At 72.1% G+C, this 15,856-nt stretch carries 12 protein-coding genes; 3 read left to right on the top strand and 9 right to left on the bottom strand.

Annotated features, from left to right (window positions below):
* From QM611_RS01155 to QM611_RS01145, 3 genes are all read left to right on the top strand, one after another.
* The coding region (locus tag QM611_RS01155) for a DUF222 domain-containing protein (protein ID WP_415078060.1) at positions 1-993 on the top strand (993 nt) is incomplete at its 5' end.
* A gap of 55 nt (positions 994-1,048) precedes the next feature.
* The gene (locus QM611_RS01150; protein ID WP_415078059.1) at positions 1,049-1,336 is read left to right on the top strand and encodes a type II toxin-antitoxin system Phd/YefM family antitoxin; all 288 of its coding nucleotides are present in this window, start codon (positions 1,049-1,051) and stop codon (positions 1,334-1,336) included.
* Positions 1,333-1,749 (top strand): type II toxin-antitoxin system VapC family toxin, encoded by a 417-nt coding sequence (locus QM611_RS01145; protein ID WP_415078058.1) that lies wholly within the window; start codon positions 1,333-1,335, stop codon positions 1,747-1,749. The genes QM611_RS01150 and QM611_RS01145 overlap by 4 nt, the downstream gene beginning before the upstream one ends.
* Positions 1,750-1,944: 195 nt before the next feature.
* Here QM611_RS01145 and QM611_RS01140 read toward each other — a convergent pair whose 3' ends face one another.
* From QM611_RS01140 to QM611_RS01100, 9 genes are all read right to left on the bottom strand, one after another.
* Positions 1,945-2,361, bottom strand: a complete 417-nt coding sequence (locus QM611_RS01140) for a cupin domain-containing protein (RefSeq protein WP_415078057.1) — start codon at positions 2,359-2,361, stop codon at positions 1,945-1,947.
* Positions 2,358-3,785 (bottom strand): NAD(P)/FAD-dependent oxidoreductase, encoded by a 1,428-nt coding sequence (locus QM611_RS01135; protein ID WP_415078055.1) that lies wholly within the window; start codon positions 3,783-3,785, stop codon positions 2,358-2,360. Before QM611_RS01135 ends, QM611_RS01140 begins: the two co-directional genes overlap by 4 nt.
* Before the next feature lie 118 nt (positions 3,786-3,903).
* Complete coding sequence (locus tag QM611_RS01130; protein ID WP_415078054.1) at positions 3,904-5,583, bottom strand: amidohydrolase; 1,680 nt, start codon at positions 5,581-5,583, stop codon at positions 3,904-3,906.
* Position 5,584: 1 nt separating this feature from the next.
* Positions 5,585-6,466 carry an ABC transporter permease gene (locus tag QM611_RS01125; protein ID WP_415078053.1) on the bottom strand — a complete coding sequence of 294 codons (882 nt, stop codon included), beginning with the start codon at positions 6,464-6,466 and terminating at the stop codon, positions 5,585-5,587.
* A complete protein-coding gene (locus QM611_RS01120; protein WP_415078051.1) occupies positions 6,463-7,359 on the bottom strand; it encodes an ABC transporter permease in 897 nt (298 codons plus the stop codon). Before QM611_RS01120 ends, QM611_RS01125 begins: the two co-directional genes overlap by 4 nt.
* On the bottom strand, positions 7,352-8,533 hold the full coding sequence (locus tag QM611_RS01115; protein WP_415078050.1) for a spermidine/putrescine ABC transporter substrate-binding protein: 1,182 nt from the start codon (positions 8,531-8,533) through the stop codon (positions 7,352-7,354). The genes QM611_RS01120 and QM611_RS01115 overlap by 8 nt, the downstream gene beginning before the upstream one ends.
* Before the next feature lie 40 nt (positions 8,534-8,573).
* Positions 8,574-9,737, bottom strand: coding sequence for an ABC transporter ATP-binding protein (locus QM611_RS01110; RefSeq protein ID WP_415078049.1), 1,164 nt, complete (start codon positions 9,735-9,737; stop codon positions 8,574-8,576).
* 124 nt (positions 9,738-9,861) lie between these two features.
* Positions 9,862-10,650, bottom strand: a complete 789-nt coding sequence (locus QM611_RS01105; protein ID WP_415078047.1) for a DNA-formamidopyrimidine glycosylase family protein — start codon at positions 10,648-10,650, stop codon at positions 9,862-9,864.
* A 23-nt stretch (positions 10,651-10,673) separates the two neighbouring features.
* Positions 10,674-15,671 (bottom strand): DEAD/DEAH box helicase, encoded by a 4,998-nt coding sequence (locus tag QM611_RS01100; protein ID WP_415078045.1) that lies wholly within the window; start codon positions 15,669-15,671, stop codon positions 10,674-10,676.
* Between the last annotated feature and the right edge of the window lie 185 nt (positions 15,672-15,856).

Raw genomic sequence — 15,856 nt, 5'->3', positions numbered from 1 at the left:
CGCTTGGCCGACGAGGTGGCCGCGGCGTGGCGGGCGGCGGCGGCGCAGCTGGCCCGGGAGGCCGCCGGGTGCACGGTCGAGGACCTGAGCGCCCGCGCGCGGGCGGTGCGCGACATGCTGGACCCGACCGGCGCGCAGGACCGTTTCGACGCCCGGTTCCAGCGGCGGTCGTACCGGTCGTGGACGGACGCGGACGGCGTGCGGCGCGGGTCGATCGTGTACGACGACGAGATGGGCGCGTGGGAGCAGCACCTGTTCGACACCGCACTGTCCCCGCGCCGGGGAGGGCCGAGGTTCGTCGCCGACGACGACAAGCAGGCCGCCGACGCCCTCGTGAAAGACCCCCGAACCAATGAGCAGGTCGCGTACGACCTGCTCATCGACACGCTCCGCGCCGGAGCGCTCGCCACCGCAAGCGACGTCTACGGGGCCAAGGAGGCCGGCGTCCGCCTTGTGGTGGTCAAGGACGCGGTCACGGGCGCGCACTCCCGGCGGGACGCGTTCGGCCGGCTGGTCGCCACAGCCCACTCCGTCGACGGCGCGATCACGACGCCCGGGCCCGTGCTGGAGCGGGCGCTGTGCGCCACCGGCGCTGTGCAGGTCACGGTCGACTCGTGCGGGAACCCCCTCGACGTCGGCCGCGAGGCCCGGCTGTTCACCCCGAAACAGAAACTCGCCCTCGCGGTCCGCGACGGCGGATGCTTGTGGCCGGGCTGCGACCGCTCACCCGAGATGTGCGAGGCGCACCATTGCGACCACTGGGCAGACGGCGGCAACACCGACTGCGACCGCGGGGTGCTGCTGTGCCGATTCCACCACCTGGGCCTCCACAACAACGGATGGCGCATCACCCGCCACGACGACGGGCCCTTCCTCCTCCACCCACCCCCAGGCGCCGGCTTCAGCGAGCCCATCGTCCTGCGGTCCAAGTCGCCGCTGCGGTGGCTGTGGGACCCTCCGCCCGAACGCCAGCACTGGCGAAACGCCGCCTGAGCCAGTGAACAGCACAAGAACTGTGCAAAAGCGTACAAGAGCGTACAATAAGGTCATGTCGAGGATCAGTGCGAGTGTCGCGCGACAGACCCTGCCGGCGCAGCTGGACCGCGTCGAGGCGGGCGAAGAAGTCGCGATCACGCGCCACGGCCGCGTCGTCGCAGTGCTCGTCGCGCCCGAGGTGCTTCGCAACCGCCGTGCATCCGACGCTTGGAGCCGGGCCGACCAGATGGGCGCTTTGCTGACTCGCGCGCGCGAGGCGCCACTGGCGGAGCCGGCTCTCACGGCAGCGCGGGCAGACGCCCTGGCGGAGTCCGTCGGGGCCGATCGGTCCGACCGGTGACTGCGAAGATCGCATTCGACGCAGATGTCCTGATCTACGCGGCGGCCGCCGACCATCCGCTCGGCGCGCGCGTCGCGCCGCTGCTCGCGTCGCCAGACCTCGAGCGTGTCGGCTCCGTCCTCCTGCTCACCGAAGTGTTGGCGAAGCCGATGCGCGACGACGCGGACTCCGCCGAGACATCCGCCCTCCTCGGAGTGCTCAGTCGGATCGAGCTGCATCCCTTCGACGATGCCACCGCCCGGCTTTCGCTCGTCCTCGCGATCTCGTACGGCCTCCGCGCTGCCGACGCTGCTCACCTCGCAACGGCAGTCGCCGCCGGCGCCGAGCAGTTTGTCACCAACAACAGGCGGGACTTTCCGCTCGCGATCACCGAGATCGACATCGTCTACCCCGACCAGCTGCCCGCGGAGTAGGGCGCGAGTTCGGGTCGCGGTCGGGGATGTCGGGCCGTGGCGTGGCGGTCGCCGCGTTTCGTCTCGGGCGCGCTTCGCGCGTCCTCGCTCGACGACCGGAGGTTGTCGCGCTCGCGGGCCCTTCGACAAGCTCAGGGGCCGGGCGGGGCTCAGGGAGCGGGGCGGGGGATATAGGGGCCGGGCGGGATACAGGGGTCAGCCGGGCGGGAGCACGTAGACCTTGCGCAGCGTCTCGCGCACCGTCCACACCGTGCGCATCCCCGCCGCCAGGCGCACGACCGAGCCCGGGCGCAATTCGATCGCCTCGACCGCGGGATCGTCGAACTCGACCGTGGCCGAGCCCGACAGCACGACGAACACCTCGTCGGCCTCGACGTCGGTCGACACCCCCGGCGTGTGCTCCCACACCCCGACCGTGTCGGTCAACTCGGCGACCGCCGCCGTCGGCGACCCCGCGACGACCTGCTCCGCCGGAACGGGCTCGTGCGCGAGCGGCAGGCTCGCGGCATCCACCACGGCGCCCGCGGCCAGTCCGCTGCTCGCGTCCAACCCGCCGCCGACACCCGGCCCGCCGCCGGCACCCAGCCCGCCGCCGGCATCTGACCCGCTCACGAGTCGAACCCCAGCCCGACCGCGTCGAGCGTCTTCAACAGCAGATTGCGGCGCCCGCCGTTGTGGTCGGCGCGGTCGAGCGACCACCGCGTCGCGTTGATGCCCATCGCGGCCGCCGGCTCGGGCGGGAACGGCAGCGGACGCTTGCGCACCATCTCGAGCGCCGTGCGCTCGGTCGACGCCCCCTCCAACAGGTCGAGCATCACCTCGCCGGCGAACCGCGTCGACCCGACACCGAGCCCCGTGAAGCCCGCCGCGTACGCCACGCGCCGCTTGCGCGCCGACCCGAAGAACGCGGTGAACTGCGTCGACGTGTCGATCGCGCCCGCCCACGTGTGCGTGAAACGCAGCCCCTCGAGCTGCGGGAACGTCGTGAAGAAGTGGCTCGCCAGCCGCTCCCACGACTCGGGCCGGTTCTCGTACTCGGGCCGCACCTTGCGCCCGTAGAAGTACACCGCGTCGTATCCGCCGAACAGGATGCGGTTGTCGCGCGTCAGCCGGTAGTAGTGGAACTGGTTCGCCATGTCGCCGATGCCCTGCCGGTCGCCCCAGCCGATCGACGCGAGCTGCTCGTCCGACAACGGCTCGGTCATCAGCACGTAGTCGTACACCGGCACCGTCATGAGCCGATTGCGCCGCAGCAGCGACGGGAACACGTTCGTCGCCAGCGCCGCCTGCGAAGCCTCGACCGTGCCGTCCGCCGTCTCGGCGACGACCCCTGCGCCGCTCGTGTCGACGCGCTTGACCAGCGAGCGCTCCAAAATCTCCACGCCGCGCTCCTCGGCGACCCGGGCCAGCTCCGCCGCGAGCCGCGCGGGGTGCACGAGCCCGCAGGTGCGCTTCTCCCACAGCGCCGCGAGGTACGTCGGGGAGTGGATGGATGCCTGCACCTCGTCGCGGTCGAGGAACACGGCCTCCTCGTCGTCGTCCGCCGCCTCGCGCAGCCACTCCACCTGGTGCGGCTCGACCGCGGGGGCGAGCTGGCCGGTGCGCTCGAAGTGGAAGTCCATGCCGTAGCGCGACTCGGCCTCCTCGATCGCGTCGAGGTTCGCCATCCCGAGCCGCTCCAGCTCCGGCATGTCGTCGGGCCAGCGCGACATCCCGTTCTCGTGGCCGTGGGTCAGGCTCGACTCGCAGAACCCGCCGTTGCGGCCGGAGGCCGCCCAGCCGACGCGGTTCGCCTCCAGCAGCACGACGCGCTTGCCTGGCATCCGCTCGGTTGCCAGCAGTGCCGTCCACAGCCCCGCGTAGCCGCCACCGACCACGACGAGGTCGGCCGTCCGCGCACCGCGCAGCGACGGCCGGTCGGGCCGCAGCTCGGCGGGCAGGTCGTCGATCCAGAAGACGGCGTGCCGAGCGCCGTCGAGGCTGTGCTGGACCACGGACGCCGGTGGCCGGTTCCGTTCGAAGACCGTCGTTCCCACTGTGCTCCCTCTCGATTGTCGGAGGATCGGGTGGATGTCGGAGAGTTCACGTCCGATCCTCCGACATCCGGGTGATCCTCCTACTTTGGCAAGCCGGCGCCGGCCGCGCCAGCCAGCGTCACGCGTCGTCGGCCGCGTACACGCGCTCGCCGCCGACGAACGTCTGCAGCACGCGGGTCTCGCCGATCTCGTCGGCCGGCCCCGCGAACGGGTCGCGGTCGAGCACGACGAGGTCGGCGAGCTTGCCGGCCTCGACCGTTCCGGTGTCGGCGTCGAGGTGGTTCACCCACGCCGACCCCGCCGTGTACGCGGTCAGCGACGTGCCGAGGTCGATCGCCTGCTCGGGCAGGAACGGCTCGTAGTCGCCCTCGGCGTAGTCGCGCGCGGCGGTGCGGTTCACGGCCGTGTGGATCGCCGCCATCGGGTTCGGCGTCGACACCGACCAGTCGCTGCCCGCCGCCAGCACGGCGCCCGCGCGCAGCAGGTCGCCGAACGGGTACTGCCACGCGTCGCGCGGCGACCCGAGGAACGGCAGCGTCAGCTCCACCATCTGCGGCTCGAGCGCCGCCCACAGCGATTGCATGTTGGCCGCGACGCCGAGCTGGCGGAACCGCGGGATGTCTTCGGGGTGCACGACCTGCAGGTGCGCGATGTGGTGCCGGTTGTCGCCGCGTCCGTTGCGCTCGACCGCGTGCTGCACGGCGTCGAGGCACTCGCGCACGGCGCGGTCGCCGATCGCGTGGAAGTGCACCTGGAACCCGAGCGCGTCCAACTGCGGCACCGCCTCGTTCAGGATCGCCGGGTCGACGAACGAGAGGCCCGAGTTGTCGGTCGGGTGCCCGTGCCCGTCGCAGTACGGCTCGAGCATCGCGGCGGTGAAGTTCTCGGCCACGCCGTCTTGCATGACCTTGACGCTCGTGGCGGCGAACGTGCCCGCGCGCCCTTCGACGTGCTCAGGGGCCGCCGCGCGCCGCTCCACGAGCGACGCGATCTGCTCGAGCCCCGCGGTGCGGTCCCACCACAGCGCGCCCACCACGCGCGCCGTCAGCGTGCCATCCGCCGCCGCCCGCAGGTAGGCCGGGCCCGGGTCGCCCGCGTCGCCGTACGAGCCCACGATCGCGTCCTGCCACGCTGTCACGCCGTACGAGTGCAAGTAGCGCTGCGCGACCAGCAGGGCCTCGGTCAGGCGTTCCACCGGCTCTTCCGGCAGCAGCCGGTTCACGAGCCTCATCGCGCCCTCGTGCAGGGTTCCCGACGGGTTGCCGTCGGCGTCGCGCTCGATGCGCCCGTCAGACGGATCGGGCGTGTCGCGCCCGATGCCCGCCAGCCGCAGCGCCGCCGAGTTCACCCACGCGCCGTGCCCGTCGCGGTTGGGCAGGAACGTGGGCCGGTCGGGCACGACGGCGTCCAGAGCGGCGGCAGTGGGCGTGCCGCCGGGGAAGGCCGACATCGACCAGCCGCCGCCGAGCACCCAGTCGTCGTCGGGGTGGGATGCCGCGTACGCGCCGATCAGCTCGAGGTACTCCGGCTGCGACTCGCGCTGCGACAGGTCGCACCGCAGCATGTCGAGTCCGCCCCAGACCGGGTGGACGTGCGCGTCCTGAAAGCCGGGAGCCAGCATCCGCCCCGTCAGGTCAACCACCTCGGTGCGCGGGCCGATGAGGTCGTCGATGCGCCCGTCGGCGGGGAGCACCGCGACGATGCGGCCGCCCGAGACGGCGACGCCCGTGGCGCGGGAGCGCACGGTGTTCGCGGTGAAGACGGGCCCGCCCGTGAAGACGAGGTCGGCGCGGGTCATGTCATCCGCCCGCCATCGTGCGCGCGATGTCGGTGGCCGAGTCGCCGGCGCGCTTGAGCACGATCGCCACGACGGCGAGAGAGAGCAGGGTGAGCACCAGCATGATGGTCGAGACCGCCGCGATCTCCGGCCGCAGCCCCGAGCGCAGGGCGCTCAGCACGTACACCGGCCACGGCGTGGAGCCCGACACCTGCACGAACGCCGACACGATCGTGTTGTCGAGGCTGAACGTGAACGCCAGCAGCGCGCCGGCCAGCACGGCGGGCATCGCCAGCGGCAGCGTCACCTGGACGAACGTGCGCACCGGCGGCGCGTACAGGTCGGCCGACGCCTCCTCGAGGTTCGCGGGGAGCCCGACCAGCCGCGCGCGCACGATGTAGGTGACGACGGCGACCGAGAACAGCGAGTGGCCGATGACGAGCCGCACGGTGCCGTCGTTGAACATCGAGAGCCCGAGGTCCTGCCCCAGGAACACGAGCCACGGCAGTAGCGACACCGCGTCGACGATCTCGGGGGTGACAGCGGTGAGCAGCAGCAGGCCGACGAACCAGAACGTCCACTTGCCGGGCTTGCGGGCCAGCGCGATGCCGGCGAGCGTGCCGAGCAGCGTCGCGAGCACCGACGCGATCGCTCCCGTGCGCAGCGACACCAGCACGGCGTCGCTGAGCACCGTCTTCTGGAACAGCGCGAGGTAGCCGTCGAACCCGAAGTCCTGGAACGCGATGAGGAGGCGCCCGTTGTTGAACGAGTACACGACGATCACGAGGATCGGCAGGAACAGGAACGCGAACACGAGCACGCTCCACACCGCCATCAGGCGCTCGGTGAGCGGTTTGCGCTGCCGGTGCGTGGGGGCGGCGGTCGTGCGGTCGACGGCGGTCATGGCGTCGCCTCCGCCTTCTGCAGCACGAGGCGGTTGCCGAGCCGGAACGGCAGCGACACCAGCCACAGCAGCAGCCCGATGGCGGCCGCGGAGGCCACGATGATGAGGATCAGCGTGATCGCCATCGCCGAGCCCAGTGCCCAGTTCTGCGCGGTCTGGAACTGGGCGGCGACCAGCTGGCCGACCATGTTGCCCTTGGCCCCGCCGAGCACGGTGGCGGTGATGTAGTCGCCCATCAGCGGAATGTAGACGAGCAGCGCGCCCACCACGATGCCGGGCCGGGCGAGCGGGAAGGTGACGCGTGCGAAGGTGCGCCAGCGGTCGGCGCCAAGGTCTTTCGAGGCCTCGCGCGACGGCTCGCCGACGCGGTCGAACGCGACGAACAGCGGCAGGATCATGAGCGGCAGGTAGTTGTACACGACGCCCAAGAGCACGGCGGCGCGCGTGTGGAGGATGTCGATCGGCCCGAGGCCGACGGCTTGCATCGCCTGCGACAGCCATCCCTCCGGGGCGAGGATCACCTGCCAGCCGATCGTGCGCACCAGGAAGTTGGTCCAGAACGGCACGAGCACGAGCGCCAGGAGCAGTCCCTTCCAGCGCGCCGGCGCCTTCACCGCCATCCAGTACGCGACCGGCGCCCCGATCAGGAAGCACAGGGCGGTGCCGCTGATGCCGATCCACAGCGTGTTCAAGAACGTGTCGAAGAAGGTGGGCGTGAGGACTTCGAGGTACCGGTCGAACGACAGGATGTCGGTGGCGTGCGTGCCGAACAGGCCCGGCTTGTAGCCGAAGCTGTACCAGAACACGACCGCCACCGGCAGCACGAAGAACAGCACGAGCCACGCCCACGCGGGAAGCGCGAGCGCGAACGCCGGGAGGCGGACTTTACGCACCCGCGGCGGCCTTCGCCTTGTTCCAGATGTCGACGGTGCGCTGCTGGGCCTCGTTGACCGCGCCGTCCTTCATCGTGGCGAGCTGCTCGGGCGTGAAGAACACGAGGTCGAGCAGCTTGAGCCCTTCGCCTTCGGCGATCGACTGGATGTCTTTCGCGCCGGTGTGGTAGCCGATGTAGTCGAGCTCGGCGAGGGCGTTCTCGGGTGTGAGCACGTAGTTGATGAACGCGTGCGCGGCCTCGGGGTGCGGCGCGCTGGCGGCGATCGCCCAGTTGTCCATCCACAGCTCGGTGGTGGGGGAGCCGAGCACCCACTGCCACTTGTCCGGGTCGGACGCGTTCATGATCCCCTGGCGCGCGTCGCCGTTCCACGCCTCGATGAGCACTTGCGTGCCGTTCGGGATGGCGCCCGAGCCGGGATACGAGTCGAACGCGGCGATGTGCGGGGCGAGCGTGTTGACGATGAAGTCCTCGCACTTGTCGATGTCGGCGGTGTCGGTGGTGTTCCAGTCGATGCCGTTCGCCCAGTAGTACATGCCGGTGATCTCGGCCGGGTCATCGAGCACGCTGGTCTTGCCGCTGGCCTCGTTCTGCGCCGCGTCGAGGAAGTCGCTCCACGTGGTCAGCTCGCGCGTGATGACGGTCTTGTCGTACACGAAGCCGGTGGTGCCCCACGCCTTGCAGATCGAGTACTCGTTCTCGGGGTCCCACTCGCGGCCGAGGTAGGCCGGGTCCACCTCGGAGATGTTCGGGATGAGGTCTTTGTTCAGCGGCAGCAGCAGCCCGTTCTCGATCATCTGCGGGATGAACACGCCCGTGGGCACGATGATGTCGTAGCCTGCCGTGCCCTTCGCGGCGACGAGCTTCGAGATGAGCTCTTCGTTCGAGCCAAACGAGTCCATCGTGATCTTCGGGCCGAGCTCGTCGGTGAAGGCGGTCAGCACGTCCGGCGCGTCGTAGTCGCCCCACGAGTAGATCGACAACGAGTCCTCGAGCGTGCCACCGGTGGCGGCGGTCGAGGGCTTCGTGCTCGCCGACGACGAGCACGCGGCCAGGAACGCCGCGCCTCCGGCCAGCGCGCCCAGCGACAGGAACCGTCGTCGGGAGAGCTCTCGGGCGATGATCGGGGCCGCGGCGCGGCTGGCGAGGATGCGGATCGGTTGCTGCTCGGCCATTTCTGCCTCTGTTCTCTCGGGGACTCAAGGGGAGGGCGGCTCAGCCGCCGCGGATCGCTGCGGTGGTGGGCGGCTCCACGTACCCGCTGGCGGCTGCCGCCTCGTCGGCGGGGAAGACCTGCACCGAATCCGGCCGCCAGAACGCCCACACCGTGTCGCCCACGGCGAGCCGGGGCGAGTCGGGCGTCGGGCGGCGTGAGAGCACGGACTGCTCGGAGCCGAGTTGGACGAGAAACTGCATCGTCTCGCCGAGATGGGACTGGCCGATCACGCGCGCCTCGATGAGGTTCGCCTCTCCCGCGGGGCGCGTGGTCGACAGCTCGACGAACTCGGGGCGCACCGCGGCCCGCGCTGCGACGCCGGGGGCGACCGTGCTGACCGGGGTCGCCGGGCGCAGAAGCGCGTGCGGCGTCTCGACGGCCGCGCCATCCGTGCTCACCGTCCCGTCGAAGAAGTTCTGCTGCCCCACGAACGCGGCCACGTACGCCGACGCGGGCCGGCCGTAGATCGTGTCGGAGTCGGCGAGTTGCTCGATGCGGCCGTCGCGCATCACCGCGATGCGGTCGCTCATCGACAGCGCCTCGCCCTGGTCGTGCGTGACGAAGACGAACGTGATGCCCAGCCGCGACTGGATGAGCTTGAGCTCGAGCTGCATCTCCTCGCGCAGCTGCCGGTCGAGCGCGCCGAGCGGCTCGTCGAGCAGCAGCACGGCCGGCCTGTTCACGAGCGCCCGGGCCAGCGCGACGCGCTGCTGTTGGCCGCCGGAGAGCTGGGTCGGCTTGCGCTCGGCGAATCGGCGCATCTGCACCATGTCGAGGGCCGAGGCCACGCGCTCGCGGATCTCGGCCTTCGCGACGCGGCGCTGCTGCAGTCCGTACGCGACGTTCTCGGCGACGGTCATGTGCGGGAACAGCGCGTACGCCTGGAACACCGTGTTGACGTCGCGCTTGTAGGGCGGAACGCCCAGCACGCTGCGCCCGGAGACCAGGATGTCGCCGGCATCCGGCTGCTCGAAGCCCGCGATCATGCGCAGTGTCGTCGTCTTGCCGCAGCCAGACGGGCCCAGCAGCGACAGGAACTCGCCGGGCTCGATCGCGAGCGACAGGTCGTCGACGGCGGTGTGCTCGCCGTAGCGCCGCGTGACACGGGACAGGACGACCGAGCCGGTCTGCGTGGCTGCGGCGGTGGTTGTCACGTCAAGCACCTCGATTCCGCGCTGCGTCTGGGTGGCCGCGCGTACCGCCAGGCTAGCGCTGTGCCCGTCGCGCGCAACCCTTCAGCGAGCGCCCGACGACAGGCTTTACGAACTCGAAACCTTGCGGCGGTGGTCACCGTGGCTGGCAGCGTGGGCACCAGAACACGATGCGCTCGCTCGTCGGGTCGGCCCCGAGGGCGCCGCCGCGGATCGGCGTGTGGCATCGGCGGCACGGTCTGCCCTCGCGCCGGTGGACCCAGTTCGTTCTGCCGGGTCGCGGGTCGCCCGTGAACGTGCGGTCGACGCGGGCGACATTCGATCGGATCATGCGCGCGCCGAGGTCGACGATCGCCGCCGCGTCGGTCTCGGTCGCCGGCGTTTCGGGATGGATGCCGCGGACGAACAGGATCTCGTTCGCGTACTCGTTGCCGAATCCGGCGATGTTGCGCTGGTCCTGCAGCGCGACGTGCGCCGGGCGCGGGTCGCTCGCGAGCCGACGGGCGGCCTCTGCGGCATCCCACTCCCCGAGCGGGTCGGGCCCGAGGTGCCCGACCAGGCACTGCTCGTGAGCGGTCGCCACGACCTCGACCATGGCGAGGTCGAAGCCGACGGCGTCGACGGGGCCGGCAGCGCTCTCGTCGACGCCGACGATGGCCCGAGCCTTGAACTGCGGTCGCCGCCACCGCTCGCCCGGGCGGTAGAGGTCCCACCGCCCCTCCATTTTGAGGTGCGAGTGCAGCGTGACATCGCCGATGCGGTGCAGGATGTGCTTGCCGCGCGCCACCACGCCGTGCACGGTCTGGCCGCGCAGGTCGACGGTGGCGCTGCCCGGAACGCGCAGGTCGAACCGCGCGACCTCGGCCCCGGCGAGCGCGTCGTTCAGGCGTTTCGCCGTGCGGAAGACGGTGTCGCCCTCAGGCATCCCGACCCTCCTCGGGGCGTGTCTCAGCCACGCGCCCTCCGGAGGGTGAGGCCGCGCGTCGACTCGACGAAGCCGGCGTCGCGCAGCGCGCGCCCGACTGCCGTGCCGTAGACGAAGGCGCCGTTGACCTGCTCGATGGTGAGGGTGTCGAGCCGCCGTGCTCGGGCTGTGTCGGCCAGGCTGCGTGCCGCCGCGGCCAGCAGTCCGTCGTCGTCGGTGAACGCGAGCGCCGACTTGCCGCCGCGCTCGAGGTAGAGCACGAGCGCCCCGTCGACGAGCACGACGATGCCGCCGGCCTTCCGGCCCGGGCGATGGCTCACGCCGTCCAGCGCCGGCCACGCGAGCGCCGCGCCGTAGGGGTTGGCGGGGTCGGTGGCGGCGAGCGTGAGGGCGGCGCGCTCCGGTCCCTGAGCTCGTCGAAGGGCCTGAGCTTGCGCCGCCTCGTGGGAGTCGGGGTCGGGCCGCGAGAACTCGCGCAGCCGGTCGATCGTGGCGGATGCCGCGAACTGCGCCGCGCCGAGCTTCTCGATGATGTAGCCGCGCCGGCAGTGCCCCGCCTGCTCGAACCCGGCCAGCACGCGGTACGCCTGCGCGAAGCCGCCGGGCAGCCCCTCGGCCTGCACCGAGCCGCGAGTGACGACGCCGTACCGGTCGAGCAGCAGGCTCGCGCTCGCCGTGGCGCGCAGCGCGGGATCCGACTCGGGCTCGGGCAGCAGCGACCACCGGCCGCCGAGCGTCGGCGGGCGGGGCGGAGTGCGTCCGCCGGCCAGCGCAGCGCCGCGGTACAACCGCGCGCGGGGCGCGCGCCGCGTCGTCTTGTGGGCCTGCGAGCCACCCCCCAGCAGCGTGCGGATCGGCGCGAAGGTGTCGTTCGTGACGCGGCCCGACCACGTGAGGTTCCACAGCGCGTCGATGACGGACTGCTCGTTCTCGGCGTCGGCCAGAGCCCGCAGCTGGGCGGTGAAGTACGCCCCGCCGGCGCCCAGGATGTTGACCAGGCGCGCCTCGAGCTCTTCTTCGGGCCCCTGGCCACCATCCGGCCCCTGAGCTTGTCGAAGGGCGTCCCGCGGCGGCAGCGTGAGAGACGCCGCGTCCGCGGTGTGCAGCGCGATCCACCCGTCCCGCCCGGGGAGCGATCCGTGCCCCGACCACAGCACTTCTCCCGACGACGTGAGCTCGTCGAGCATCGCCGGCGCGTAGTCGCGCACACGGCTCGGCAGGACCAACGACTCCCACGCGCTGGCCGGAATCGGCGTTCCCGCCAGCTGCTCGATGACGGACGCGACGCCGTCGACGCCCTCGAGAGGCCGCGTGACGTGCTGCCAGTCGGGCAGAAAGCGCGCGTACGCGTCGGGGGACACGGGCTCGACACTGCCGCGGATCGCCGCCAGCGACCGCAGCCGCAGCCGCCGCAGCACCTCGGCGTCGCACCAGTCGGCCTCGTCGGGGCGCCCTTCGACAGGCTCAGGGGCCGAGACAGGCTCAGGGGCCGGGGGCGGGGCGGCGGCGGGGGCCTCAGGGAGGAAGAAGCCGCTCGACACCCGTCCTTGCGTCTCGAGGCGCTGCAGCGTCTGCCGTGCGACCGCCGCGCCGATGCCGAGGCGAGCCGCGACATCCACGGTGCGGAACGGGCCGTGCGTGCGCGCGTGCCGCGCGACGAGATCGCCGAGCGGATCGGCGACAGGCTCGAGGAAGGCGGTCGGGATGCCGACGGGCAACGGGATGCCGAGGGCGTCGCGCAGTCGCCCGGCATCCTCGATCGCGGCGTACCGCGCGACACCGGCGATCGTGACCGGCACGGCGCGGCGTTCCGCGACCAGCGCCTGGAGGAACTCGGTCGCCTCGTCGCTGCGCTCGGTCCCTGAGCTTGTCCCGGTCCCTGAGCTTGTCCCGGTCCCTGAGCTTGTCGAAGGGCCAGTGACCGTCGGCGGCTCGGTGCTCGCGAACGCATCGGGGGCCGACGCGGCAGGCAGGGCACCCGGCCCTTCGACAAGCTCAGGGACCGGGCTGGAGTCAGGGGCCGGGCTGGGCTCAGAGTCCGCAGGGACGAGACGGGCGGCGACCTCGGCGGCATCCATCGGTCCCAGCACCCGCAGCAGATCCGCGACCCCCTCCTTGCCGCGCGCGCGGCGGTCGGGGGCGAGCCGCTGCGCCTCGAGCTCGAACTGCGCGATGACTGCGGGGTCGAGCAGCTCGCGCATCTCGACCCGGCCGAGCAGCTCGCTCAGCAGCGCCGGGTCGACCGACAGCGCTGCCGCGCGGCGCTCGGCCAGCGGCGAGTCGCCTTCGTACATGAACGCGCCGACATATCCGAAGAGCAGGTCGCGCGCGAACGGCGATGGCTGCTGCGTCGACGTCTCGACCAGCCGGATGCGGCGTTCGCCGATGCTCCGCGCGATGCGCAGGAGCGCCGGCAGGTCGTACACGTCCTGCAGCACTTCGCGCAGGGTCTCCAGGATGATCGGGAACGTGGGGTGCTCGCGCGCCACCTCCAGCAGTTGCGCCGAGCGTTGCCGCTGCTGCCACAGGGGGCTGCGGCGGCCCGGATTCAGGCGCGGCATGAGCAGCGCCCGCGCCGCGCACTCGCGGAACCGCGAGGCGAACAGCGCCGACCCGCCCACTTCGTCGGTGACGAGCTGCTCGAGCTCGTCGGGGTCGAAGACGAACAGCTCCGCGCCGGGCGGCTCGGCCTCGGCATCCGGCACTCGCGCGATGATGCCGTCGTCGCTCGCGACCGCCGACCCCTCGACGCCGAGCCGCTCGCGAATGCGCGCGCCCACCGCGAGCGCCCACGGCGCGTGCACGTGCATGCCGTACGGGGAATGCAAGATCACGCGCCAGTCGCCGACCTCGTCGCGTGAGCGCTCCACCGTGAGCGCCCGGTCGGTGGGGAGGGTGCCCGTCGCCTCGCGCTGCTCCGCGAGATAGGCGAGGAGGTTCGCGGACGCGAGCTCGTCGAGCCCCGCCGCGCGCAGCCGCTCGCCGGCCGCCGCCGGGTCGGCCGCCGACACCTCGCGGTTGAAGCGCCCGAGCGCTTCGCCCAGCTCGGCCGGCCGGCCGAGCCCGTCGCCATGCCAGAACGGCACCTTGCCGGGCTGGCCGAACGCGGGCACGACGTTGACGCGGTCGTGCGTGATCTCGACGATGCGCCAGCTCGTCGTGCCGAGGGTGAACACGTCGTTGACGCGCGACTCGTAGACCATCTCCTCGTCGAGCTCGCCGACCCGCGCGTTGCGCGTCTCGCCCGCCACGAACACGCCGAACAGGCCGCGGTCGGGGATCGTCCCGCCACTGGTCACGGCGATCCGCTGCGCGCCGGGCCGGCCGGTGATGACGCCGTGGTCGCGGTCCCACACCACGCGCGGCCGCAGCTCGGCGAACCGGTCGGACGGATAGCGCCCCGCGAGCAGGTCGAGCGTCGCCTCGAACGCGCTGCGAGGGAGAGTGCGGAACGGCGCGCTGCGCTTGACGGTCTCGAACCAGCCCTCGACGTCGAGCGGCCCGGTCGCAGAGGCGGCGACGGTCTGCTGGGCCAGGATGTCGAGGGGGTTCTGCGGGACCGCGATCGCCTCGATCTGGCCCGCCAGCATCCGCTCCGTCACGATCGCCGTGTGCAGCACGTCGCCACGGTGCTTCGGGAACAGCGCGGCCCGGCTCACCTCGCCGACCTGGTGCCCCGCGCGCCCCACGCGCTGCAGCCCGGATGCCGCCGACGGCGGCGCCTCGACCTGGATCACCAGGTCGACGGCGCCCATGTCGATGCCGAGCTCGAGGCTGCTCGTCGCCACGACGCAGCGCAGGCGCCCGGACTTCAGCTCGTCTTCGACCTGCGCGCGCTGCTCCTTCGACACCGACCCGTGGTGGGCCTTCGCGAGCACCGGCTCTGCCCCCGCCGAGCTGCCTGCTTGCGCCATCGTGGCGGCGGGAATGGCCGGCTCGGGCGTCGGCGCGCCGACGCGCTCGGCGTAGATCTCGTTCAGCCGGCCGGTGAGCCGCTCGGCGAGGCGGCGCGAGTTCGAGAACACGATGGTGGAGCGGTGCTGAAGGATGCGGTCGACGATCGCCTCCTCGACGTGCGGCCACACCGATCCCGTCATCTCCGTGCCGCCGGCTCCCGGCCCCGGGGAGGCGGCGAACCAGTCGTCGTCGTCGCTTCCGGTCCCTGAGCCCGCGCTGCCCTGAGCTTGTCGAGGGGAAGGGTCGGCTTCCGCAGCCCCCGGCGCGGGCGGAGGGTTCGACAGGTCCTCAACCGGCACAACGACGCGGAGGTCGAACGCCTTCGACGCCCGCGGCGCGACGATCTCGACCGGCTGCGCTCCGCCGAGGAACCGCGCGACCTCGTCGATCGGCCGCACCGTCGCCGACAGGCCGATGCGCTGCGCCGGCGCCGCGTCGGGGTCGTGCGCCCGGCGCAGCGCGTCGAGCCGCTCCAAGCTCACGGCCAAGTGCGCGCCGCGCTTGGTCGCGGCGACCGCGTGGATCTCGTCGACAATCACGGTGTGCACGTCGCGCAGCGTCTCGCCGGCCTGGCTCGTGAGCATGAGGTAGAGCGACTCGGGGGTCGTGATGAGGATGTCGGGCGGGTCGACGACGAGCCGTCGCCGATCAGCGGACGTGGTGTCGCCCGAGCGCACGCCGACTGTGACCTCGGGCACGGTGACGCCGAGGCGGCGCGCAGACTGCCCGATCCCGACGAGGGGCGAGCGGAGGTTGCGCTCGACGTCCACGCCGAGCGCCTTCAGCGGCGAGATGTACAGGATGCTCGTGCCGGGCGGCGGGGCCGTGCGGCGCCGGCCTCTCGCGGGCGGGGGCGCCGCGGCATCCTTCTCCCGGAACACCCGGTCGATCGCCCACAGGAAGGCCGACAGGGTCTTTCCCGATCCGGTGGGCGCCACCACGAGCGTGTGCTTGCCCGCCGAGATTGCGCGCCACGCACCGGCCTGCGCGTCAGTCGGCGACTCGAAGGCGCCGCGGAACCAGTCCCGCGTCGCAGGACCGAAGCGCTCGAGCACATCGCCCATCCCTCCATCTTCTCCCGTGCCCCCGACATCCGCCTCCGCCGACCATGTCAGGGAACGTGCGGGTGTGTGCCACGGGAAGCCGCCGCTTCCCGAACACGCTCGCGGAGGATGTCACGGAAGAAGCGACCACCGCCGGCGCGCAGCCACATTTTGCCTGACATGCCGGGCAGGACGGCCCCGCCGAT

It is taken from the genome of Microbacterium sp. (genome assembly GCF_047606685.1).
Taxonomy (GTDB): domain Bacteria; phylum Actinomycetota; class Actinomycetes; order Actinomycetales; family Microbacteriaceae; genus Microbacterium.
Note: the sequence above shows the minus strand (reverse complement) of the source record. Positions and strands in the feature narration are given on the sequence as shown.